The organism is Actinomadura napierensis (assembly GCF_039529375.1).
In the GTDB taxonomy this organism is placed as follows: domain Bacteria; phylum Actinomycetota; class Actinomycetes; order Streptosporangiales; family Streptosporangiaceae; genus Spirillospora; species Spirillospora napierensis.
This window is the reverse complement of the sequence record NZ_BAAAMR010000001.1, coordinates 200,173-223,334: the sequence shown is the minus strand read 5'-3', so window position 1 is coordinate 223,334 and position 23,162 is coordinate 200,173. Positions and strand designations below refer to the sequence as shown.

Sequence of the window (23,162 nt, the reverse complement as noted above, 5' to 3'; positions counted from 1 at the left end):
CTTTTCCCATCGAACAGCGAGGCACCATGAGAGTTCTCATCGTCGGCGGCGGCATCACCGGAACGAGCCTGGCCATCCTGCTCGCGCGCGCCGGGATGACGGTCGACGTGGCCGAACGCCGTCCGGAGTGGAGCGTGCTCGGCTCCGGCATCACGCTGCAGGGCAACGCGCTGCGCGTCCTGCGCGAGCTGGGCGTATGGGACCAGGTCCGGTCCAAGGGCTACGCCTTCGACTCGGTCGCCATACGCACGGTCGACGGGAGGCTCGTCACCGAGCAGGACGACGTCAGGACGGGCGGCCCCGACCTTCCCGCCACCCTCGGCATGTTCCGGCCGGACCTGTGCGCGATCCTGGTCGACGCCGCCGAACGCGCCGGCGCCCGGCTCATGCTCGGCACCACCGTCACCTCGGTCGACCCGGTCCGCTTCTCCGACGGCACCACCGGCGACTACGACCTGGTGGTCGGCGCGGACGGCATCAACTCCTCGGTCCGCGCGATGCTGGGCATCGACACCCGGCCCCAGCCGGTCGGCATCGGCGCCTGGCGCGTGCACGCCCGCCGTCCCAAGAGCGTCGAGCGCACCGAGTTCGTCCTCGGCGGACCCTGCTACCTCGCCGGGTACTGCCCCACCAGCGAAGACACCCTCTACGCGTACCTGCTCGAGGAGGCCCAGGACAGGACGTCCCTCGCGCCCGCCGAGTACGCCACCGCCATGCGCGCGCTCGCCGAGCCCTACGGCGGCCCCTGGGACGACATCAAGCAGGACATCACCGGCTCCGCCCTCATCAACTACACGTGGTTCGAGTCGCTCCTGGTCGAGCGCCCCTGGAACCGCGGCAACGTGATCATCATGGGGGACGCCGCGCACGCCTGCCCCCCGACCCTGGCCCAGGGCGCGGCCCAGTGCCTGGAGGACGCCCTGGTGTTCTCCGAACTGCTCCGCGAGCGCGGCACGGCCGACGAGACGCTGTTCGACACGTTCATGGAACGCCGCTTCGACCGGGTCCGGACCATCGTCGAAGGGTCCGTCCAGATCGCGCACTGGGAGATGCATCCGGGGCCGGACGCCGACATAGGCGGGCTCATGGGAAGAATCGCCGTTGCGATGAGCGACCGTCCCTAGCCTGCGGAGGCGTCGGGCCGCCGCAGAGGCGGTCACCCACCCGCGGCGTGCTGCTCCGAGGGGGCGGCCGTGGGGCGGGCCGTCGCGGCGGGGCGTCCGGCGCGCCGTCGGGCGAGCAGGACGGCCGCCGTCACCAGCGACAGCGCACCGGCCGCCAGGCCGGCGGCCGGACCCTGGAAGCGCAACGCGGTCAGGGCGCGCGCGAGGGTCCGGTAGTGGTCGACGCTTTCGGCGATCGTGTCGTCGGACGAGACGAACGTGCCGTCGGTGACGGTGAGCACGCGGTGTCCGCGGACGGCGGCATAGCTGTGCTGGGCCGACGTGGCGGACATGATCACGCCGGTGCGCGGCTCCACCAGGTAGGTCGTGGTGGAGGAGGCGACCTGGTCGGTGGACACGGTCGGCTCCTTGCGTCCGATGAGGCTCCCGGGCAGGTCCAGCCGGCCGACGACCGTGGGCGCGATGGTCTGCTGGTACCGGTAGACCGTGAGGCCGCGGAGCTTCGTCTCCCCGATGTACCGCACCGGCAGGCTCTTCTTCTGGTCGCCGTTCCAGAAGCGGTAGGTGCGCTTCTGCGCGTCGAAGGGGAATTTGATCAGCAGCCCTGTGAAGGGGACGTTCGTCTCGGTCTTTCCGCCCGAGGCGACGGTGTTGCCGCGCCAGGCGAGCGTCTCGCCGCTGGCCGCGTCGAGCGCGACCGTGGTGAGGGAGCCTTCGAGGGGAAGGCGTTTCGTGGTGCAGTCGACGGCCGCGACGTCGGTGCAGCCGTAGACGCGCAGCACCCGCACGGTCCGCTGGAGTTCCTTCGACGCTTTGCGGGACGCCGCGGCGTCCACGCGCGCCACGGTGACGGACTTGAGCGGCGCCCTCTTCTCCCGCAGGTCGGCGATGCTGAAGTAGGTGGCGGTCCGCCCGGCCGGCGACTGCGTGACCGAGGTGGTGTCCAGGTCCCCGGGAATGACCGCGACGCGCGGATAGACGTACTGGCGGGTGAGCACGGCGGCGGTGACCAGGAACCCGCCGAGCAGGACGAAGGCGTAGATCTTAGCGGTCATGACCGGCTCCCGTACACGGCGGCGCGCAGCGTCGCGGGGTCGAAGCCGTCCGGGAGCCCCTCGGCGGTGATGCGGGCTTCGTCGCCGTCGCGCAGGTCGAGGTAGTTGCGGCTGAACGTGACGCCGGGGACGGGTGTGAGGACGCGCGCGAGGTAGCAGTAGCCGCGCCCGGTCAGGGTGAGCTCGGCGGTGCCGCCGGTGTTCGGTCCGGTCGTGAGCTCGACCGTGCCCTCGGCGACGGGCAGGTCCTTGAGCGGGGCGAAGAAGAGCCGGTTCGGCTCGATCAGGCTGTGCGCCTCTGACACCCACGCGTACCGGTCGGGGCCGGGCTGGTAGACGTCCGGCCCGGCCGACCAGACTGGCCGGGACTCGCCCGCGCGCGCGACGGCGGTCACCCGCTCGTCAACGACGCTCTTCCCGGTGAACGTGGACACTTCGACGCGCAGGTCCAGGGACGTGTCGGTGCGGCCGCTGTTGGTGACCCACAGTTCGAGTCGTCCGTCACCGGCCCGGACGAAGCTTGCCAGCACACGTCCGTAGGCGCGCTGGGCGAAATAGAACCCGGCCTTGGGGACGAGGTCATGATCGACGACGGACCAGGACAATCCCGGCCACGGGTCGTTGTACTGCCACAGCAGCGTCCCGGAGCAGTGCGGCTGCCGGCGGCGGTAGTGCTCGATCCCGAACTTCAGCCCCTCCGCCTGGCAGGCCATGGAGAAGTCCACGTACTGCGCCAGATCGGCGGGCAGCCCGGTCTCGGCGAACATCAGGTCGTCGCCCTTGTTCTTCGGGACGTCCTTGTTGCGGTGGTCGAACTCCGCGCTGTGGAGGGCGAGCGAACCCGGCGGGGTCCAGCGGCGCAGCGTGCCGAGCTCCGGTGCCGCGTGGATCCCGAACTCGCTGATGAACTTGCCGCGGTCGTGCTGGTAGCGGGAGAAGTGGACGGCGTCGCCCCGTCCCGGGAACTCGGTGGGGCCGCCCGCGCCGACGTCGACGCCGTGCCAGACCTCCCAGGCGTGCCGGTCGCCGTCCGCGACGCCGTTCGTCCCGCGCGGGTCGGAGTCGGCCCACGGGCTGCCCGGCCAGTAGGGGACCTCCGGGCTGAGGCGCGCGACGGTCGCGGGCAGCACGTCGTGGAAGAAGGCCCAGCCCCAGTCGCCCGGCTCGAAGTTCCCATGGACGAGGCCGTGGATGGCGTGGACCTCGTTGTTGCCCGCCCACAGCGCCAGGCAGGCGCGGTTGCGCAGCCGCCCGACCTGATACTCGGCCTCGCGGGCGACCTCGGCGCGCAGCGCGGCGTCCTCGCTCGGATAGTCGATGCAGGCGAACATGAAGTCCTGCCAGACCAGGACGCCCAGCTCGTCGCAGGCCCGGTAGAAGGCGTCCTGCTCGTAGAGGCCGCCGCCCCATACCCGCAGCATGGTCATGTTGCCGCGCCGGGCCGTCTCGACCAGCGCGCGGACGGCCGAGGCCGGCACGGAACCGGTCATCATGTCGGCGGGCACCCAGTTCGCGCCGCGCGCGAAGACCGGGACGCCGTTGAGCACGAACCGGAAGAGGCGCCCGCCCTCGTCGTCGGGCGTCCGGTCGAGGGCGATGGTGCGGAGGCCGACGGCGTCCTCGGCGCGGTCCAGGACCGTCCCGCCGGCGGCGGTCAGTTCGACATCGACCTGGTAGAGCGGCTGGTCGCCGAGGTCGTGGGTCCACCAGAGGCGGGCGTCGTCGACCGTGAGGACGGTCCCGCCTGTGCCCGCGTCGAGGGGGAACAGCGCCGCATGGACGCGTCCGTCCGGTGCGGTCAGCGTGACGGCGGCCGACAGCTCGCCGTCGTGCGCGAAGGCGTCGGCCTCCACGTCGATTGCGACCTGCGCCGTGCGCTTCGGCGCGTCCACCGACACCGCCCGCACGTGGTGCCCGGCGAGGACCGCGCCGCGCTCGCGGCGCAGCTCGACCGGGCCGGTGAGGCCGACCGACGGGAGCCGGGGCGCGAAGTCCCAACCCCAGGAGAACGTCGCCTTGCGGCGCAACGTGAACGCCAGGTCGGCCGACAGCACCCCGGGCGGCGGCTCGGCGTCGGGGACCTCCTGGGGCATCGCCATCGCGAAGAGTTCCCGCATGCGGGTGACGGTGTCGCTGACCGAGGGCGGCGCGGACAGCCCCGCGAGCGGCGGCGCGAACCGGACCAGCAGGACGTTGCCGCCCGGGCGGACGAGGCCGGTGACATCGAAGACGCCCGGCCGGAACTGCGACTCATGCGTGCCAACGGGGTCGCCGTTGAGCCAGATGGACGCGACCGTGTCGAGCCCGTGACAGAACAACCGGAGCCGCTCACCGGGCGCGGTTTCCGCGTCGGCGTCGAACTCGGCGCGGTACCACCAGGTCGCGTCCTCGACCCAGCGCACAGCGCGCTCGTTGTCGCCGAAGTAGGGATGGCCGATGACGTCGGCGTCGATCAGGCTCTCGTGGACGCCGCCGGGCACGCGGGCCGGGATCCAGGTCCGGTCGGCGGTGTCGCGGGCGAGGTCCTCGGGGGTCGCGGCGTCCGAGGCGACCAGCGAGAACCCGTCGAGCCGCCGCACGGTGACGGGGGGTGCGGTGTGCATGCGCTTCCTTTCGGTGGCCGGCGGCGTCAGCGGACGCGCCGGATTCTGAAGACGCCGAGCCCGCCGGCCAGGGCGAGCACGACGGTGACGGCGAACAGCGCCCGGTAGCCGAGGACCGTCACGGTCCCCGCCGCCACGAACGGGCCGAGCACGATGGGGGCGGTGTTGGCGATGCCGAGGAACCCGAGCTCCTTGGCCTCGCTGCCCGCCCCGGGCAGGACCTCGACCATGAGGGCCTGGTCGACGGACAGGTACATGCCGTAGCCGAGGCCGCCGACGACGTAGAAGGCGAGGATCGTGCCGGTGGACGGCCCGGCCAGCGCGGGCACGGCGCCCAGCGCGATCAGCGCGGACGCCGCGAAGACCAGCGGCTTGCGGCGCCCGATCCGGTCCGACAGCACGCCAGCGGCGACCGACGCGGCCATCGCGGCGGCGCCGAGCAGCGCCGTCCCGAGCGCGATCAGCTCGCCGGCGCGGTCCCGGCTCAGGCCGAGCAGGTCGGTGAACACGTAAAGCTGGTAGAAGACGAGCTGGAACAGGGCGAGGATCACGGTGAACCGGCTTGCGAACGCCCACCGGAAGTCGCGGTCGTCCGGCGGGGCGAGCGAGCGCAGCAGCGCGCCGAAGCGCAGCCGGTCCCGCGGCTCACCGGCGGTGGAGACGTCCCTGGCCAGGACGAACAGCAGCAGCGCCGCGGCGGGCATCGTCCAGGGAAGGGCGGCGAGGCCGGCGGCGGGCACGTCGATGAACCCCGACGCGGCGCCGCCGCCGAGCCCCGTCCCGACCAGGTAGCCGAGCCCGCCGAGGGCCGACGCCCGGCCGAGTGACGGGCGCGCCACCCGGTCGGGGAGCAGCGCGTACAGGGCGCTCAGCATCGCGTTGAGCCCGGCCTGGTAGACGGCGAAGAACAGCAACTGGAGGGCGAAGACGGGGGCGAGCCCGGTCAGCGCGAGCCCGGCGGCCGACACCGCCGCGCCGCCGAGGATCCACGGATTGCGGCGGCCGAACCTGCTGCGGGTCCGGTCCGACAGCAACCCGGCGACGACGGTGGAGCAGGCGCCCGCGACGGCGCCGACCGCCGTGGCGACCGCGTACGCGACGACCTTGGAACCCGGCCGCTGGTCTTCGAGGAGCGCCTGCAGCAGGGTGCCGGACGCCGCCGACGGCAGCGCCCACGCCGCGTTCGCGACGAGCAGCAGCGGGCCGAGCCGGCCGAGGCGCCCGGCGCGCTGCCGGGACCCGGCGTCCGCCGGTCCCGCCTCGGCCACGTCGTGACGTCCGCCCATCGCCGGCCTCCTCGTGCTCCGCGTCCCATCAAAACTAAAGATTCCTTGGCTTTCAATGCCCTCGTCGGGCCCGGGCGGCGATAGATTGCGGGCATGGCGACGAAAGGGCGGCGCGGTCCGTACTCCAAGGGGATCGCCCGGCGCGCCGAGATCCTGCGGGTCGCGCTGGAGGCCTACCAGGCGTCCGGGCGGCAGGGCCCCTCGCTGAAGTCCATCGCCGACGCCGTCGGCCTCACCGAGGCCGGCGTCCTGCACTACTTCGGCAGCAAGGACGAACTGCTGGTCGAGATCCTCGTGGCGCGCGACCGCGAGTACCTCCAGACGTACGACCTGTCCACGCCCGACGGCGTGTGGGCCCTGCTCGACCACACGACGCGGACGCCCGGCCTGGTCAAGCTGTTCGTCGACATGACCGCCGCGTCCGCCGACCCCGCGCACCCCGCGCACCCGTTCATGCGGCGCCGCACCCGCGTCATCCTCGACCTGCTCGAGCGGGTGCTCGGCCCGGGACGCGAGTGGCAGGCGCGCATCCTGCTCGCCGCCGCCGAAGGGCTGCAGATCCAGTGGCTGCGCGACCCGTCCACCGACATCATCGGCGACCTCAAGCGCCTCGCCGTCGTCCTCGGAATGCCCCTGGAGACCATCGCTAGCTCCCGAGGCTCCGGCGCAGCGCGGCCGTGAGCCGGTTGGCCCGCTCGTCCGCGATGCCGCCGAACCGGTTGTTGAGATAGCCGAAGCCGACCTCGGCGTCCGCGTCGGCGAACCCCAGCGACCCGGTGGCCCCGTCGTGGCCGAACGACGCGTCCGACAGCAGCGGCCGGTGCGCGATCCCGTCGAGCATGAAGCCGGTGGAGAACCGCATGTCCGGATGCGCGAGCGCCCCGGGCCACGACTCGCCGGACGACCGGACGGCCAGCGCGTCCGCGACGCCCGCATCGTCCAGGAGCCGGTGCCCGCCGACCTCCGTGACGGCCGCCGCGTAGATGGTGGCCAGCGCCTTCGCCGACAGCACGCCGCCCGCCGCGGGGATCTCGACCGCGCGGGCGGCGCGCGCGTTGAGGTCGCCCGGATGCCCGTCCTCGATCAGCAGCGGCGGGAACGCGCCGCCGAGCGTCATCGACCGGACGACCGCCGGCCTCGCGAGCGCCGCCTCCATCCAGGCCGTGTCGCGCGGATCGGCCTCCGGCGGCTCGATCCGCGCGACGCGGTGCTCCTGCTCCTCGGGCAGGCCGATCCAGGCGTCGGCGCCGAACGGGCCGGCGAGCCATTCGGCGACGAGCGCGCCGGGCGTCCTGCCGGTGGCGCGGCGCAGGACCTCGCCGGTGAGCCAGCCGAACGTGAGCGGGTGGTAGGCGAAGGCGGTGCCGGGTTCCCACAGCGGCTCCTGCCGTTCGATCGCCCGGACGACCGGCGTCCAGGCGGCGACGTCGGCGAAGGACAGGTCGGCGTCCAGCGCCATCAGGCCCGAGCGGTGGGAGAACAGGTCGCGGATCCGCACGTTCTCCTTGCCCTTCACCGCGAACTCCGGCCGTATCTCGCCCACCGGTGCGTCCAGGTCGAGCAGCCCGCGCGCGCGGGCGATCTGGGCGCAGAGCGCGACGAGCCCCTTGGTCACCGAGTACCCGACCACCAGCGTGCCGTCCGTCCAGGCGCGGCCCGTGCGGGCGTCGGCGAGGCCCGCGTGCAGGTCGACGACGAGCCGGTCGCGATGGCGGACGGCGCAGGCCGCGCCCAGCTCCGCGCCCCCGGCGACGTTCGCGGCGAACGCGTCGGCGACCGGGCCGAACCCCTCGTCGGCGAACCCGTGGATCGTGGTCATGCCTGCCTCCCGCAGGTCGTTCCGGCGACGATAGCCGCAAAAACCGAGGAACACTAGGTTTTGCAGAGTAACGGCCGGAGTCGTCCTCTCGGCGGTCCCTGCACGAGACCGGAGGTGAGCGGGCGACGGAGATCCCCGACCCGTTCGACCACGAGCGAGGCATCGCGCTGTTCGAGGGCGTCGGCAAGTTCGAGAGGCTCTACGGCCTCGACGTCGCCGGACTCAGGCGGGGTCGGGGCGTGCCGGTGTGGTCGCCGGGCGTACCGGGGGGCGGAGGGCGGGGGCGTCGGGGGCGAAGAAGAGCTGGTCGAGGTGCTCGATGGCGTAGTCGATGGCGCCGAGCACGACGCATTCGTCGCCGAGCGTGGATCCGCTGAGCTTCGGCATGCGCAGGCAGACGCGTTCGAGGCGGGAGCGCAGGGGCGGCAGGAGCACGTCGGCGGAGCGGGAGAAGCCCCCGCCGAGCACCACGATCTCCGGATCGAGCAGGAGGACCGCCGCGGCGGTGCCGACGGCGAGCTTGTCGGCGAAGCGCTCGACGGCCTCCAGGGCCGTCGGGTCGCCGTTGCGCGCGGCGGCCAGCGTGAATCCGGCGGCGTCCTCGGGCGGCAGGCCCTCGGGGACGACCGCGGCGTTGTTGAGGTCTTCGGGTCCCTCCCGCCAGCCGGTCTCGGGGAGCATGACGATCTCGCCCGCGGCCGCCCCGAAACCGCGGTGGAGCCGGCCGTCGATGATCAGGCCGGTGCCCATGCGGCGTCCGATGTGCAGGAACACCACGTCCCGGGCGTCGCGGGCGACGCCGCGCCTGGTCTCGGCCAGGGCGGCCAGCCGGCTGTCGTTCTCGACCAGCACCCGGCAGGGGAACATCTCGCCGAGCAGGCCCTCGAGATCGAGGTCCCGCCAGGCCGGGATCGACGCCGACAGGATGACGCGGCCGTCGGAGTTGACGACCCCGGTGGTGCCGACCGCCACGGTCCACAGGTCGGCCATCGTCAGCCCGCCCAGGCCGAGGCAGGCGGCGGCGGCCTGCTCTATCGCCGCGAGCCGGTCCTCGATCGGCGCGTCGGGGTGCGCCGGGCGGCGCGTCTCGGCGAGGAGGTCGCCGTCGAGGTCGGCGAGGGCGGCGCGGATGTGGTAAGCGCCGATGTCGATGCCCATGAGATGCCCGCCGTCCGCGCGGAACCGGTAGCGCCGGGCCGGCCGGCCCATGGTGCCGGGCGCCGGGGGGACCTCCTCCACCCATCCCATGGCGCTCAGCTCGTCGATGACCTCCTTGGTGGACGGCCGCGACAGCCCGGTGCGCTCGGCCAGCGCGGACAGGGTCGCCGCCTCGGCCCCGCGGAGCGTCTTGATCACGGTCAGCGCGTTGAGCTGCCGCAACCGGGACAGGTCGCCGCCCATCGGCGGCATCGTCGACATCAGAAGGTTCCCTTCGAAAGAGGGGGGTGGGCTCGGCAACAACCCACGCGCTCAGCCTAGGCGGGGCCGAAGCATCGCGCAAAGGACCCATTGCCATCCACCTTCGGCCAGTGTACTAATGATGGTCTCCTCTATAACTCTCCTGGAAGTGAGAGCATCCGATGCCGTTCACCGATGTCGGAGAGATCACCCGTCTCTCGCCCCGGACGCGGGTGTTCGAGTTCGGCTGGCAGTCGTGGAGCCCGACCGGCGCCTACCGGCCCGGCGAGGCGCCGCCGCGTCCCGCCGACGACAACGTGCAGACCATCTGCTACCGGCCGGAGACGCCCGTTCCGGCCGGGGCGTTCCAGGGCGAGGGGCTGCTGGCGGTCGATCCCGGTGACGGCGGCCCGGTCTCGGTCTTCTCGGGCCCCGGCCCGGAGGAGGTGCCGTCCATCCGGGCCCGCGAGGCCGGCGACCGGCTGGTCGTGTCCGCCGACGGGCCGGTCACGCGCCACGAGGTCGACGGCGGTCTGGACACCGCGCTGCGGTGGTGGGCGGAGCGCGTCGCCGGGGACCACGCCCCGGACCGCTTCCCGGCCGTGCCGCCGATGTGGTGCTCCTGGTACGGCTACTGGGACAAGGTCACCGACGCCGACGTCCTCGCCAACCTCGCCCTCGCCGAACGGCACGGCATCGACGCCGACATGTTCCTCATCGACGACGGCTACGAGGCCGAGATCGGCGACTGGCTGGATCTCCGCCCCGGGTTCGGGTCGCTGGAACGTGCCGTCGGCGCCGTCCTGGAGACCGGCCGGCGCGCGGGCATCTGGGTGGCGCCCTTCCTCGTCGGACGGCGCAGCCGCGTCTTCGCCGAGCATCCCGACTGGCTCGTCGGCGACGCGCACGCGGGCGTGATGTGGGACCAGGACCTCGCGGTCCTCGACGTCACGCACCCCGACGCCGCGGACCACCTGGCCGGGGTCTTCACGCGGCTCCGCGCGCTCGGCGTGAGCCACTTCAAGCTCGACTACCTCTACGCGGGGGCGCTGCCCGGGCGGCGGCACGAGGACGTCGCCCCGATCGCCGCCTACCGGCGGGGCCTCGAACTGATCCGCACGGCCATCGGCCCGGACGCCGCGCTGCACGCCTGCGGCGCGCCGATGCTGCCGAGCATCGGGCTGGCCGACATCATGCGCGTCAGCCCGGACACCGCGCCCCGGGTGCTGCCGAAGGCGGGCGACCTCAGCCAGCCGTCGCAGCTCGGCGCCCGCCTCACCGGAGCCGCCCGCGAGTTCCTGCACGCCCGCTGGTGGGTCAACGACCCCGACTGCATCATGGCCCGGCCGGAGGTCGAAGCGCGCGAGCAGTGGGCCGGGCACATCGAGGCGGGAGGCGGGCTGCGCGGATCCGGCGACCCGATCGCCGCGCTGGACGCGTGGGGCCTGGAGACGACCCGGCGGCTGATGGTCCCGACGCGGACGGAGCCGTCGTGACGAGCAGCGCGGACCACCTGGCGGGACAGGCCGGCCCGACGAGCGCCGTCGAGGCCGGTGCGGCGGGCCGGCCGTCCCGTCTCCGGCGCCTGCGGCGCTCGAACTGGTACGCCTACCTGTTCGTCGCCCCGAGCCTGTTCGGCGTGTTCGCCTTCCTGCTGCTGCCCCTGCTGATCGTGCTCGGCCTGAGCCTGTTCCACTGGGAGCTGCTGTCGAGCCCGAGCTTCGCCGGCCTCGCGAACTACCGGCGGCTCGCCGGTGACGGCGAGACCTGGCACTCGGTCTGGGTGACGGTCCTGTTCGTCCTGCTGAGCATCCCGGCGCAGACCGTCCTCGGCCTGCTGCTGGCCCTGCTGCTCAACCAGCGCGTCAAGGGCGTGGCGTTCTACCGCGCGCTGTTCGTCGTGCCGTGGATGGCCACGCCGATCGTGATGGGGCTGGTGTGGACCTGGATCTTCGACCCGCGGGACGGCGCGCTGAACAAGCTGCTCGGCGTCGCCGGGGTGAGCGGGCCGGACTGGCTGACCGATCCGTCGTGGGCGCTGCCGTCCGTCGCGATGGTCAACGTCTGGCAGTACAGCGGCTACACCATGCTGTTCTTCCTGGCCGGGCTGCAGGGAATCCCGCAGGAGTTGTACGACGCGGCGGCCACCGACGGCGCCAGCCCGGTCCAGCGCTTCTTTCAGATCACCCTGCCGCTGCTGAACCCGACGACGTTCTTCGTGACCGTGACGAACCTGCTGGGAGCGTTCCAGATCTTCGACACGGTCTACGCGATGACCGACGGCGGGCCGAGCGGCAGCACGGAGGTGCTCAACTTCAGGATCTTCGAGACGGCCTTCCGGCAGTTCGACTTCGGCTACGCCTCGACCCTGGCCGCGCTGCTCTTCCTGCTCATCCTCGCGGTGACGCTCGCCCAGGTCCGGTTCTTCGCCAAGCGCACCACCTACGACCTGAGCTGAGGAGGGAACATGGTCAAGCGCATCGCGCTCTATCTCACGCTGGCCGCCGGCGCCCTCGTCTCCGTCTTCCCCTACCTCCTGGTCGTGCTGACCGCGCTGAAGACGCCGCGGCAGCTCAACCGCACCGAGCCGTGGGAGCCCGGGCTGCCGCCGACCCTAGAGAACCTTGACAAGGTGCTTCATTCGGGCTTCGCGGGCTATCTCGGCAACACGCTGCTGATGACGGCGGCGCTGACCGCCGGGCAGCTGGTGTTCACCACCTTCGCCGCCTACGCGTTCGCGAGGCTGCGCTTCCGCGGACGCGACGTGCTCTTCTGGCTGTACGTCGCCACGATGATGGTGCCCAGCGCGGTCACCATGATCCCGCTCTTCCTGATCATGCGCGAGCTGCACCTGGTCAACACCTGGTGGGGGCTGCTCGCGCCGTACCTGCTCGGCACGCCGTACGGGATCTTCCTGATGCGGCAGTTCTTCCGCGCCCTGCCCGCCGGGCTGGAGGACGCGGCGCGCATCGACGGCGCCGGGCCGCTCACCATCCTGCTGCGCATCGTCCTTCCGCTGTCGCGTCCCGCCCTGGGCACCCTCGCGATCATCACCGTCATCACGTCCTGGAACAACTTCATGTGGCCGCTGATCATCACCAGCGGCGACGACACCAAGGTCGTCACCGTGGGGATCGCCGGGCTGAAGGGCTCCATCGGCGTCGACCCCAACCAGATGACCGCCGCCGCGCTGATCGCCCTGGTGCCCATGGTCGCGGTGTTCATCGCCTTCCAGAGATACATCGTCCGCTCGGTGGTCCTCACCGGCCTCAAGTAAAAGAGGTCAGCCGCAATGAAATCCCCCCGAATCCGCACGATCGCGGCCGTGCTCGGCGCCGCGCTGGTGTCCACAGCGACCGCCTGCGGCGGTTCCGGCGACTCCGGAGGCTCCGTCACGCTCACCTACCGGCTCTGGGACGACCAGCAGAAGGCCGGCTACGCGAAGGTGATGGCGGCCTTCGAGAAGGCCAACCCCGGCGTCCGCGTGAAGCTCGAACAGCTGCCGTACGACCAGTACTGGACCAAGATGACCGCCGACGCGGTGGCCGGCACGGCGCCGGACGTCTTCTGGATGCAGACCTCGCAGTTCCCCGAGTTCGTCACCAAGGGGATCCTGGCTGACCTGGGCGCCCTCAAGCTCGACACCAGCAAGTACAACGCGAACGTCGTGCAGTCCTACACCTATAAGGGCAAGCTGTACGGCGTGCCGAAGGACTTCGGCATCGTCGGGCTCCTCTACAACGAGGACCTGTTCAAGAAGGCCGGCGTCACGATGCCGGACAAGCTCACCTGGGCGCCCGACGGTTCGGGCACCCTGCTGGAGACCGCCCGCAAGCTGACGGCCGACGACAACGGAAAGCATCCCGACCAGCCGGGATTCGACGCCGGCAAGGTGAAGCAGTACGGCTTCGCGTCCTGGAACCACTACCAGACCCAGTGGATGAACTGGGTGAGCTCCAACGGCGGCAAGCTGGTCGACAAGCCGTTCGGCAAGTACGCCTTCAACGACGCCGCGTCGGTGCAGGCCCTGCAGTTCGGCGTCGACCTGGTGAACAAGTACCACGTGGCGCCGCCCGCCGCGCAGACCAACCCGCCCAGCGACAAGATCAACGAGATGTTCAAGCAGGGCCGGGTGGCGATGTTCCCCGCCAACAACGCGCTGCTGCCGTTCGTCGCCCCCGGCGCCGGCTTCAAGATCGGCGTCGCGTCGATGCCCGCGGGCCCCGCCGGACGCGTGGTGAACATCAACGGGCTCTCCGAGGCCGTCTACGCCAGGAGCCCGCACAAGGAGGCGGCGATGAAACTGGCGCGCTTCCTCGGCGGCTCCGAGGCGCAGAAGATCATGGCGGACGGCGGCTACGTCTTCCCCGCGCTGAACGGCCTCTCCCAGGGCTACCTCGACTACTGGAAGCAGAAGGGCCTGGACGTCTCGCCCTTCCTCGAGGAGTCGCGGGGCGCCACGTTCAACCTCCCGGTCACGACCGGCTTCACCGCGTTCGAGAACAAGCTCAACCAGACCTTCAACGACATGTACCTCGGCAAGCTCACTCCGCAGCAGGCCGCCGACAAGGCCGTCCACGACGGCGACGCGCTGGTCAAGTAGTCGAGGAGTCTCATGATCACCCGGCGTTCCCTTCTCGCCGGGGGCGCGAGCCTGGGCATCGCCGCCGCACTGGGCGTCCCGCCCGTGCGCGCGGCGGCCCGCCGCGCCCCTCTGGGCGAGGTGTTCCAGCTCGGCGTCGCCTCCGGAGAACCGGCCCCCGACGGCGTCGTCCTGTGGACGCGCCTCGCCGCCGACCCGCTCGCACCCGATGGTCTCGGCGGCATGCCGAACCGGCCCGTCCCCGTCGAATGGCAGGTCGCGGAGGACGAGCGGTTCCGCAAGGTCGTCCAGCGGGGCACGCAGGTCGCGCGCCCCGAGTCCGCGCACAGCGTGCACGTCGAACTCGGCGGTCTCCGCCCCGGCGCCGAGTACTTCTACCGCTTCAAGGCCGCGGGGCAGATGTCACCGGTCGGGCGGACGCTCACCGCGCCCGCGCCCGGCACGACCGGCCGCGACCTCAACCTCTCCTTCACCTCGTGCGCCGACTACCAGCTCGGCTGGTTCACGGCCTACCGCAGGATGGCGGAGGACCATCCGGACCTGATCGCCTTCCTGGGCGACTACATCTACGAGTACGGCGACTACAAGTACCCGGTGCGGGACCAGGCGGGCGGCGAATGCTTCGACCTCGCCGGCTACCGGCTGCGGCACACCCAGCACAAGGCCGACCCGGAGCTGCAGCTCGCGCACGCGGTCGCGCCGTGGGTCACCGTCTTCGACGACCACGACGTCGAGAACGCCTGGGCGGGCGACGTGCCCGAGCAGCCCGACCCGCCGTTCCTGCCGAGACGGGCCGCCGCGTTCCAGGCGTTCTACGAGAACATGCCGCTGCGCCGCGCGCAGAAGCCCGTCGGCGCGGCGCTCCGCCTGCATCACACGGTGCGGTGGGGATCGGTCGCCAACCTCCACATGCTGGACACCCGCCAGTACCGCGACCTGTACGCCTGCAACGGCGGCAAGTCGGGGACCATCGGCCCGGACTGCACCGAACGCCTCGCCCCGAACCGCACCATCCTGGGCCAGGAGCAGGAGGCATGGCTCGCCGGTCAGCTGAAAAGCTCCCGCGCCACCTGGGACCTGCTGGTCCAGCAGGTCTTCTTCATGGAGATGGACTGGACGAACGGCGACGCCAAGGGGTACTCCAACGAGGGCTGGGACGGCTACACCGCCAGCCGCAACCGCGTGGCCGCGGCGATCGACGACAACAAGCGGAACGGGGTCGTCCTCACCGGTGACGTGCATTCGCACTGGGCCGGCGAGGTCAAGCGCGACTTCCAGGACCCCGAGTCGAAGTCGGTGGCCGTCGAACTCGTGAGCACGTCGGTCACCTCCGCGGGAAACGGCCTGGACGAATATCCGAACACCGCGCAACTGCTGGCCGAGAACCCGCACGTCAAGTTCTTCAACGGGCGGCGGGGCTATGTCCGCAGCGTCATATCCGGGCGCGAGATGAAGGTCGACTTCCGGTCGCTTCCCGTCGTGACCCAGCCCTACGCGCTCGCCTACACCTCCGGCTCGTTCGCCATCGAGCCGGGCGACCCGAGCCTCCACCCGGCCTGACAGGACGATCATGCGCAGACGCGTGACCGCCGCCCTCGCGGCGGTGCTCCTCGCCATGTCCACCGTGCCGCAGTCCGGCGCGATGGCCCGTTCGGCGGCCCCGCCCGCCGTCGACACCCCGCCGATGGGCTGGAGCAGCCGGGCGCTCGGCTGCTCGGTCGCCGACGCCTCGGTGCGCCAGGCGGCCACCGGCCTGGCGGCGCTGAAGGCCGCCGGCTACCGGTACGTGATCATCGACGACTGCTGGGAGGCCGGGAAGCGCGACTCCTCCGGGCGGCTGGCCGCCGACCCGGACCGCTTCCCCTCCGGCATGAAGGCGCTGGTCGACGCCGTCCATGCCGAGGGCATGAAGTTCGGGCTCAACCTGTCCGCGGGCACGAAGAACTGCGCCGGCGGCGGCCCCGGCTCCTACGGGCACGAGACCGACGACGGCGCGCTCGTCAAGGGATGGGGCGTCGACTACGTCAAGTACGACTACTGCTCGGTCCCGACCGCCGACTTCCCGGGGCAGAACTCCCAGGGCATCGCCCAGAAGCTCTACCCGCGCATGCGGGAGGCGCTCGGGGACGGGATCGCGTTCGCCATGAACAACGAGGACGGCAACAGCGTTCCGTGGCTGTGGGGAGGGCAGCTGGCCACCACCTGGCGGACGAACGTCGTCACCAAGCCGATCTCGGACTCCTACTCCGGCATGCTCGGCATCTGGGAGACGGCGATGCTGCGCCTGCAGTACGCCAGCCCGCGCAGCTACGCCGACCCGGACCTGCTGCAGGCGGGCCTCGGCGGCATGACCGACACCGAGTACCGCACGCAGGTCAGCCTGTGGGCGATGGCCGCCGCCCCGCTGATCCTGCAGGCCGCCCCGGCCAAGGCGCCCGCCGCGATCGTCGCGAACCCCCGGGTGACGGCGGTCGACCAGGACGCGCTCGGCCGGCCCGCCGCCTTCACCCGCACGGACGGCTGGTACCACGTCCTGTCCCGCCCGCTGGCGGGCGGCGATACGGCCGTCGCCCTCTACAACGAGAGCGACCGGGAAAAGACGATCTCCACCACGGCGAGCGAGCTGAAGCTGCCGGCCGCCTCCCGGTACCGCCTGGAAGACCTGTGGAGCGGGGCCGTCTGGAGCACCACCGGGGACATCTCCGCGGCGGTGCCCGCGCACGGCACCGTCATGTACCGCGTCAGCACCCGGCACGACTCGGCCGCGCCGTTGCCGACCTACGAGATCGACCCCGCCACCGTCCTCGGGGACGCGCGGCCCACCACGGTCGAGCCCGGTAAGGACAACTCCCTGCTGACGCGGGTGACCAACACCGGCGGCACGGAACCCGTGCGCGACGTCGCGGTATCCCTCACCGTGCCCGACGGCTGGAAGGCGAAGGCGGTCACCCCGGCCACGGCCGGGAGGCTGGCCCCGGGCGCGACGTTCACCACCCGATGGTCGATCACGCCGCCCTCCGGAGCCGCGCCGCGGGACTACCCCTTGACCGACAAGGTCACCTCCGACCAGTGGAAAGGCGGACTCGACGGGAGCGCCGTCGTCCGCGTGGCGACCGCCCCCGGCTCCGGGACGAGCTACCTCAGCGACGTGCCGTGGGCGACGATGGTGAACCACCTCGGCCCGGTCGAGAAGGACATGAGCGGCGGCAACGCCGCCCCCGGCGACGGGCGGCCCCTCACCATCGGCGGCGTCCGGTACGCCAAGGGCCTCGGCGCGCAGGCCCCCGCCGAGATCGGCTACTACACGGCCGGGCGCTGCACGACCGTCGAGTTCTCCGCCGGGATCGACGACGAGGTCGACGCGCCCGGAGCCGTCCGCGGCTCGGCGGACTTCCAGGTGTGGGCCGACGGGGAGCTGGCCGCCCGCACCGGCGTCCTCACCGGCGACAGCCCGCCGCGGAAGGTCACCGCGTCCGTCAAGGGCGCCCAGTACATCCGCCTGGTCGCCACCAACGGCGGCGACAACGCCTATTTCGATCACACCGACTTCGCCGACGCGAAGATCACCTGCGACTGAACGGGACATCGATGGTCATCCCGAAACCGGTGCGTCTCGACACCCGCCCGGGCCGGCTCGTCCTCGACCGGCACACCACCCTGACCGCCGACCCCGCGCTCGCCGAGGTCGCCGCCTGGCTGCGCGGCGAGCTGAGTCCGGTCACCGGCGGCGGGCTGCCGCCCGGGCCGCGGCCGGGCGGGATCGCCCTCGCCGTCCGGGAGATGCCGCCGGAGGCGTACCGGCTGAGCGTCGAGGCCGGCGGCGTGCTCATCGAGGCCGCCGGCGCGGCGGGCGCGTTCTACGGCGCGCAGACCCTCCGGCAGCTCCTCCCGCCCGGGGCGCACCGGAAGGCGGCCGCCGACGGGAGCCTCCCGCTGCCCCACGTCGACATCGAGGACCGGCCGCGCTTCGCCTGGCGCGGCTGCCTCCTCGACGTCGCCCGGAACTTCCTCCCCAAAGCGGACCTGCTGCGCTTCATCGACCTGATGGCCGTGCACAAGCTGAACATCCTCCACCTGCATCTGACCGACGACCAGGGGTGGCGGCTGGAGATCAGGCGCTATCCGCGGCTGACCGAGGTCGGCGCGTGGCGCCGGGAGAGCCAGGTCGGGTGGAACGGTCCCGGCGACGGCCGGCCGCACGGCGGCTACTACAGCCAGGACGACGTCCGCGAGATCGTCGCCTACGCGGCCCGGCGGCACATCACCGTCGTCCCGGAGATCGACCTGCCGGGCCACACCCAGGCGGCGATCGCCGCCCACCCCGAGCTCGGCAACCTCGACACCCCCCTCGACGTCGCCACGACCTGGGGCGTCGGCCCGAACGTGCTCAACGCCGAGGAGCACACGATCGCGTTCTTCCAGAACGTCCTGGACGAGGTCGTGGACCTGTTCCCGGGCCCGTACATCAGCATCGGCGGCGACGAGTGCCGCAAGGACCAGTGGCGGGCGAGCCCGGCCGCCCAGCGCCGGATCCGCGAACTCGGCCTGCGCGACGAGGCGGAGCTGCAGAGCTGGATCATCGGCCGGATCGCCGGCCACCTCGCCGCCCATGGCCGACGTACGGTCGGCTGGGACGAGATCCTGGAGGGACGGGGCGCGCCCGAGCACGCGGTCATCACCTCCTGGCGGGACGACCACGGCACCGTGGTCGCCGCCAAGACCGGCCACGACGTCGTCCCCTGCCCCAACACCTCCGTCTACCTGGACTACCGCCAGGCGCCCGGCGACCAGGAGCCGGTGCCGTTCGGCACCGTGCTCACCGTCGACGACGTCTACGCCTTCGAACCGATCCCGTCGGCGCTCGCGGGGGACAGGGCGGCCCGGCACGTCCTCGGCGCCCAGTGCTGCCTGTGGACCGAACTGATCGACTCGCCCCGGCAGCTGGACTACATGGCCTTCCCCCGGCTCGCCGCCTTCGCCGAAACCGTGTGGAGCACCCGGGACAGGGATCCGGCCGGCTTCCGGCGGCGGCTCGACGCGCATCTGGACCGCCTCACCGCCCTCGGTGTGGAGTACCGTCCCGAGACCGGGCCGCTGCCCTGGCAGCGCCGGCCCGGCGTGGCCGGTCGCCCCGAGGAGGACGACGCCTGGCAGGCGAAGGTCTCCGAATGGACCCGCCCGCTCCGCGAAGGCCGCTGACGCGGCCATGCCCGATCTCCACGACCTGCGGCTGGCCGATTACGCGCCGCGCCCGAGCGTCGCCATTCCCGGGACTCACGTCGCGCGCCCGCGCCATCGGTGCGTCGACGCGCACAACCACCTCGGCCGCTGGCTCACCGAAGACGGCGGATGGATGGCGCCGGACGTGGGCCGGCTGCTCGCCCTCATGGACGAGCACGACGTGGACGCCATCGTGAACCTCGACGGCATGTGGGGTGCGGAACTGTCGGCCAACCTCGACCGCTACGACCGCGCCCACCCGGGCCGGTTCCTCACGTTCTGCCAGCTCGACTGGGACCTGCTGCGCGAGCGCGACGGCGTCGAGCGGCTGGTGCGCAGCCTGAAGGACTCGCACTCGCGCGGCGCCCGCGGCCTGAAGGTCTGGAAGACGCTGGGCCTCAAGTACACCGGGCCGGACGGCCGCCTGGTCCTGCCGGACGATCCGCGCCTGGTTCCCGTCTTCGCCGCCGCGGGGGATCTCGGCCTGCCGGTGCTGATCCATACCGCTGATCCGGTCGCTTTCTTCGCCCCCGCCGACCGGCACAACGAGCGGCTGAAGGAATTGCTGGCCAATCCGGATTGGCAGTTCGCGCGTGATGGTCTCCCGACGTTCGCGCGGCTCATGGACGCGCTGGAGAACCTCGTCGCGTCCTGCCCGGACACCACCTTCATCGGCGCGCACGTCGGCTGTTTCGCCGAGGACCTCCGGTGGGTCTCGCGGATGCTGGACGACCATCCGAACTTCCACATCGACATCGCCGGGAGGCTCGCCGAGCTGGGCCGCCGCCCCCGCGCGGCCCGGGAACTGCTGATGCGGCACTCGGACCGCGTCCTTTTCGGCACCGACGCGTTCCCGCTGTCGGCGTCGGCCTATCGGACGCACTTCCGTTTCCTGGAAACGGCCGATGAGCATTTCCCCTACGCCCCGGACGAGGAGGTGCCGCCGCAGGGCCGCTGGGCCATCTCCGCACTGGCCCTGCCCGCCGGCGTGCTGGCGAAGGTGTACGCCGGCAACGCCCGGCGCCTGCTCCGCACCGGCTCCGACGGCGCCGTCCTCGACCCCGGAAAGTAGGTCTAGCCCTACCCCCATTGACGTCCTGCCCCTACGGCCCGGCGGGTGCCCTCGGCCCGAGCATGAAGGCACACGCCGCCGGGAAGCGCCCGGCTCCGGCCGCACGAAGGAGTGACGGACACATGAGCGGGTCCAGGACTCGAACCACCACGGCGCTCGTCGCCGTGCTCGCCCTCGCCGGGACGTTCGCCCCCGCGGTACCGGCCCACGCGCTCGCCGGGCCCCGGCCGGCCGCGCAGAAGATCGCGCCCTCCGGCACCACCGAACTCACCTCCGGCTGGGCCATCCGGTCGTCCGCCGACACCCGCGACACCGGCGCCGAGATCTCCAAGCCGGACTACTCCACGAAGGGGTGGCTGTCGCTGTCGCAGCCGGAGACGCTGATGGCGGGCCTGCTGGAGAACGGCCGGTACCCGAACATCTTCCAGAACGACACCATGGCGAAGGTCCCGGCCAAGCAGTTCGACGTGAACTGGTGGTACCGCGAGCAGCTCACCGTCCACCCCCGCAAGGACGGCCGCACCTTCCTGGTGATGAACGGCGTCTCCGGGAAGGCCGACCTCTGGATCAACGGGAAGAAGATCGCCGCCGGCGCGCAACTCCAGGGCTCGTACGCGCGGCTGGAGTACGACATCACCCCCTACGTCCGGGACGGCGCGAACGCCATCGCGCTCGACGTCTCCCGCAACGACTCCGACATCACCAAGTTCGACACGCCGATGCGGTACCTGACCCAGAACCAGGTCGACTGGAACCCGATGGCGCCCGACCAGAACACCGGGCTGCAGTACGCGCCGCAGATCGTCCAGGAGGGCCCGGTCTCGGTCCGCAACGCGCACGTCCTGCAGGACGACGCGCCCGACCTGTCCACCGCCGACCTGACCGTCAAGGCGGACGTGCGCAACAACACCGCGACGCCGCAGCGGGTGACGGTCGCCGGGACGGTGTCGCACGGCTCGACCCGCATCGCCTGCAAGGCCACTGTCACGGTGCCCGCGCACGCGACCCGGACCGTCACCATCACCAAGGCGGACTGCCCCGGCCTGCACCTGAAGCACCCGGCCGTGTGGTGGCCGTACCAGATGGGCGACCAGCCGATGTACCACCTCGCGCTCAACGCGTCCGTGGGCGGGACGGTCTCCGGCAGCGCCGCCGACGACTTCGGCATCCGCACCGTGACATCGCGGCTCACCAAGCCCGTCCCCGGCAAGACCCACGGCAAGGACGGCTACCGGCAGTTCATCGTCAACGGCAAGCCGCTGGTCATCCGCGGCGCCGGCTGGTCGCCGGAGCTGTTCCTGCGCTACTCCCCGTCCAACGTCGCCGACCAGGTCTCCTACATCCGGAACATGGGCCTGAACGCGGTCCGGTTCGAGGGCAACTTCCCGCCGGACGACATGTTCGCGCAGCTCGACCGGGCGGGCGTCCTCGCCATGCCGGGCTGGCAGTGCTGCGCGCTGTGGGAGAACAAGTCGTCGACCTGGTCGGACGACGTCAAGGCCAACGCGTCCAACCAGGCCCGCGCCATGGCCGAGCGGCTCCGCGACCACCCGAGCGTCTTCACCTTCTTCCAAGGCAGCGACGACGCCCCCGACCCGGAGAAGGAGGCCCTCTTCCTGAAGGCGTTCAAGGAGGCCGACTTCCGGCTCCCGCAGGTCGCCGCGGCGGAGTACAAGTCGTCGCCCAAGCTCGGGCCTGCCGGCACCAAGGAGGGCGGCTACAACTACTTCCCGCCGAACGCCCTGTGGAACAACAAGCGCGAGACCGTCAACACCAACGACCCGACGCTCAGCATGACCGGCAGCGCCTGGGGCTTCGACACCGAGGTCAGCACCGGCAACACCATCCCGACGCAGGACTCGCTGAACCGCTTCCTGTCCCCGGACGAGCAGAAGAAGATCTGGGACCCGGCGACCGCGCAGGGCCAGACCGCCGGCCAGGACATGTACCACACGTTCTTGTACTCCGACTACACGCGCCTGTCCCGGATGGGCGTCTACAACACGCCGCTGTGGCACCGGTACGGCCCCTGGAAGGACGCCGGCTCGTACCAGAAGACCGTCCAGCTCGGTCAGTACGAGGTCACGCGCGCGCAGTTCGAGTCGTACCTCGGCAACTCCACCGACAAGGCGAACCCCAGCACCGGGATCATCTACTGGATGCTGAACAAGGCGTGGCCGTCGCTGCAGTGGAGCATGTACGGCTCCGACTTCGACCAGCCCGGCGTCTACTTCGGCGCGAAGAAGGCCAACGAGCCGGTGCACATCATGTACTCCTACGCCGACGGCTCCATCAAGGCCGCCAACCTCACCGGCGCCCGCCAGGACGGCCTGCGCGCCACCGCACAGATCATCGACCTCGACGGCAAGGTCCGCGCCACCGCGAGCGCGCCTGTCGGGACGCTGGGCAGCCAGGACGTCCGGACCGTCCTGCACCCGAAGGTCCCCGCCGGGATCTCCAAGACCTACTTCGAGAAGCTCACCCTCACCCGCGGCTCCGAGGTCGTCAGCCGCAACGTGTACTGGCTGTCCACCAAGGCCGACCAGGTCGACTGGCCGAAGACGCACGCGCCCGGCAAGTACACCCCGTCCAACGGGTTCGCGGTCTTCCAGAAGGACGGCTACGCCGACCTGACCGGCCTGCGCGCCCTCAAGCCCGCCGACATCAAGGTCCAGGCCACCACCCGCCGCGAGGGCGGTGAGATGGTGACGAGCGTGACCGTCCGCAACGTCGGCCACGGCGGCGCCCCGGCCCTGTTTACCCGCGCCGACCTGTTCGCCGGCGGCAAGCAGGTGCTGCCGATCCGCTGGAGCGACAACGACATCACGCTCTGGCCGGGCGAGCAGCAGACCGTCACCGCCCGCTACTCCGCCACGTCCGCCAAGCCCGACGTCCGCGTCAACGGCTTCAACGTCCCGGAGCAGACCCGCCACACCGGCTGAACCCGCGCGGAAGGCCGGACGGGCTCGCTGCCCGTCCGGC

The 23,162-nt window shown here is 71.7% G+C and carries 16 protein-coding genes; 11 read left to right on the top strand and 5 right to left on the bottom strand.

Annotated features, from left to right (window positions below; all coding sequences use genetic code 11):
- Positions 1–26 precede the first annotated feature (26 nt).
- The gene (locus ABD296_RS00750) at positions 27–1,124 is read left to right on the top strand and encodes an FAD-dependent monooxygenase (RefSeq protein WP_344260170.1); all 1,098 of its coding nucleotides are present in this window, start codon (positions 27–29) and stop codon (positions 1,122–1,124) included.
- A gap of 32 nt (positions 1,125–1,156) precedes the next feature.
- On the opposite strand, the gene ABD296_RS00745 is transcribed toward ABD296_RS00750, so the two are convergent.
- The 3 genes from ABD296_RS00745 to ABD296_RS00735 are packed head-to-tail and all read right to left on the bottom strand — an operon-like array spanning position 1,157 to position 6,068.
- Complete coding sequence (locus tag ABD296_RS00745) at positions 1,157–2,179, bottom strand: DUF3068 domain-containing protein (protein WP_344260168.1); 1,023 nt, start codon at positions 2,177–2,179, stop codon at positions 1,157–1,159.
- Complete coding sequence (locus tag ABD296_RS00740; RefSeq protein ID WP_344260166.1) at positions 2,176–4,782, bottom strand: beta-mannosidase; 2,607 nt, start codon at positions 4,780–4,782, stop codon at positions 2,176–2,178. The genes ABD296_RS00745 and ABD296_RS00740 overlap by 4 nt, the downstream gene beginning before the upstream one ends.
- 26 nt (positions 4,783–4,808) lie before the next feature.
- On the bottom strand, positions 4,809–6,068 hold the full coding sequence (locus ABD296_RS00735) for an MFS transporter (protein ID WP_344260164.1): 1,260 nt from the start codon (positions 6,066–6,068) through the stop codon (positions 4,809–4,811).
- Between the two features lie 93 nt (positions 6,069–6,161).
- Here ABD296_RS00735 and ABD296_RS00730 point away from each other — a divergent pair, with 93 nt between their 5' ends.
- Positions 6,162–6,749, top strand: coding sequence for a TetR/AcrR family transcriptional regulator (locus ABD296_RS00730; RefSeq protein WP_344260162.1), 588 nt, complete (start codon positions 6,162–6,164; stop codon positions 6,747–6,749).
- Here ABD296_RS00730 and ABD296_RS00725 read toward each other — a convergent pair.
- Together ABD296_RS00725 and ABD296_RS00720 are read right to left on the bottom strand one after the other, a co-directional pair.
- Positions 6,715–7,887, bottom strand: coding sequence for a serine hydrolase domain-containing protein (locus ABD296_RS00725; protein WP_344260160.1), 1,173 nt, complete (start codon positions 7,885–7,887; stop codon positions 6,715–6,717). The genes ABD296_RS00730 and ABD296_RS00725 overlap by 35 nt on opposite strands.
- 222 nt (positions 7,888–8,109) lie before the next feature.
- Positions 8,110–9,306, bottom strand: coding sequence for an ROK family transcriptional regulator (locus ABD296_RS00720; RefSeq protein WP_344260158.1), 1,197 nt, complete (start codon positions 9,304–9,306; stop codon positions 8,110–8,112).
- A gap of 161 nt (positions 9,307–9,467) precedes the next feature.
- Between ABD296_RS00720 and ABD296_RS00715 the strand changes: the two genes are divergently transcribed.
- From ABD296_RS00715 to ABD296_RS00675, 9 genes are all read left to right on the top strand, one after another.
- A complete protein-coding gene (locus ABD296_RS00715; protein ID WP_344260156.1) occupies positions 9,468–10,781 on the top strand; it encodes a glycoside hydrolase family 36 protein in 1,314 nt (437 codons plus the stop codon).
- Complete coding sequence (locus ABD296_RS00710; protein WP_344260154.1) at positions 10,778–11,743, top strand: carbohydrate ABC transporter permease; 966 nt, start codon at positions 10,778–10,780, stop codon at positions 11,741–11,743. The genes ABD296_RS00715 and ABD296_RS00710 overlap by 4 nt, the downstream gene beginning before the upstream one ends.
- Positions 11,744–11,752: 9 nt before the next feature.
- Positions 11,753–12,562, top strand: a complete 810-nt coding sequence (locus tag ABD296_RS00705) for a carbohydrate ABC transporter permease (RefSeq protein WP_344260152.1) — start codon at positions 11,753–11,755, stop codon at positions 12,560–12,562.
- A 15-nt stretch (positions 12,563–12,577) separates the two neighbouring features.
- Positions 12,578–13,888: an ABC transporter substrate-binding protein gene (locus ABD296_RS00700; RefSeq protein WP_344260150.1), complete on the top strand. Its 1,311-nt coding sequence runs from the start codon at positions 12,578–12,580 to the stop codon at positions 13,886–13,888.
- 12 nt (positions 13,889–13,900) lie between these two features.
- Positions 13,901–15,448: an alkaline phosphatase D family protein gene (locus ABD296_RS00695; protein WP_344260148.1), complete on the top strand. Its 1,548-nt coding sequence runs from the start codon at positions 13,901–13,903 to the stop codon at positions 15,446–15,448.
- Between the two features lie 10 nt (positions 15,449–15,458).
- The gene (locus ABD296_RS00690; RefSeq protein WP_344260146.1) at positions 15,459–17,465 is read left to right on the top strand and encodes an NPCBM/NEW2 domain-containing protein; all 2,007 of its coding nucleotides are present in this window, start codon (positions 15,459–15,461) and stop codon (positions 17,463–17,465) included.
- An 11-nt stretch (positions 17,466–17,476) separates the two neighbouring features.
- Positions 17,477–19,087 carry a beta-N-acetylhexosaminidase gene (locus ABD296_RS00685; protein WP_344260144.1) on the top strand — a complete coding sequence of 537 codons (1,611 nt, stop codon included), beginning with the start codon at positions 17,477–17,479 and terminating at the stop codon, positions 19,085–19,087.
- 7 nt (positions 19,088–19,094) lie between these two features.
- The gene (locus tag ABD296_RS00680) at positions 19,095–20,180 is read left to right on the top strand and encodes an amidohydrolase family protein (protein ID WP_344260142.1); all 1,086 of its coding nucleotides are present in this window, start codon (positions 19,095–19,097) and stop codon (positions 20,178–20,180) included.
- Between the two features lie 122 nt (positions 20,181–20,302).
- Entirely contained in the window at positions 20,303–23,122 is a 2,820-nt protein-coding gene (locus tag ABD296_RS00675; protein ID WP_344260140.1) for a glycoside hydrolase family 2 protein, read from the top strand.
- The last annotated feature ends 40 nt before the right edge of the window (positions 23,123–23,162 follow it).

Bases quoted from the DNA above. Each gene is read 5' to 3' on its own strand.
- ABD296_RS00750 (WP_344260170.1), top strand. From the start codon at position 27: ATGAGAGTTCTCATCGTCGGCGGCGGCATCACCGGAACGAGCCTGGCC.
- ABD296_RS00745 (WP_344260168.1), bottom strand. From the start codon at position 2,179: ATGACCGCTAAGATCTACGCCTTCGTCCTGCTCGGCGGGTTCCTGGTC.
- ABD296_RS00740 (WP_344260166.1), bottom strand. From the start codon at position 4,782: ATGCACACCGCACCCCCCGTCACCGTGCGGCGGCTCGACGGGTTCTCG.
- ABD296_RS00735 (WP_344260164.1), bottom strand. From the start codon at position 6,068: ATGGGCGGACGTCACGACGTGGCCGAGGCGGGACCGGCGGACGCCGGG.
- ABD296_RS00730 (WP_344260162.1), top strand. From the start codon at position 6,162: ATGGCGACGAAAGGGCGGCGCGGTCCGTACTCCAAGGGGATCGCCCGG.
- ABD296_RS00725 (WP_344260160.1), bottom strand. From the start codon at position 7,887: ATGACCACGATCCACGGGTTCGCCGACGAGGGGTTCGGCCCGGTCGCC.
- ABD296_RS00720 (WP_344260158.1), bottom strand. From the start codon at position 9,306: ATGTCGACGATGCCGCCGATGGGCGGCGACCTGTCCCGGTTGCGGCAG.
- ABD296_RS00715 (WP_344260156.1), top strand. From the start codon at position 9,468: ATGCCGTTCACCGATGTCGGAGAGATCACCCGTCTCTCGCCCCGGACG.
- ABD296_RS00705 (WP_344260152.1), top strand. From the start codon at position 11,753: ATGGTCAAGCGCATCGCGCTCTATCTCACGCTGGCCGCCGGCGCCCTC.
- ABD296_RS00700 (WP_344260150.1), top strand. From the start codon at position 12,578: ATGAAATCCCCCCGAATCCGCACGATCGCGGCCGTGCTCGGCGCCGCG.
- ABD296_RS00695 (WP_344260148.1), top strand. From the start codon at position 13,901: ATGATCACCCGGCGTTCCCTTCTCGCCGGGGGCGCGAGCCTGGGCATC.
- ABD296_RS00690 (WP_344260146.1), top strand. From the start codon at position 15,459: ATGCGCAGACGCGTGACCGCCGCCCTCGCGGCGGTGCTCCTCGCCATG.
- ABD296_RS00685 (WP_344260144.1), top strand. From the start codon at position 17,477: ATGGTCATCCCGAAACCGGTGCGTCTCGACACCCGCCCGGGCCGGCTC.
- ABD296_RS00680 (WP_344260142.1), top strand. From the start codon at position 19,095: ATGCCCGATCTCCACGACCTGCGGCTGGCCGATTACGCGCCGCGCCCG.
- ABD296_RS00675 (WP_344260140.1), top strand. From the start codon at position 20,303: ATGAGCGGGTCCAGGACTCGAACCACCACGGCGCTCGTCGCCGTGCTC.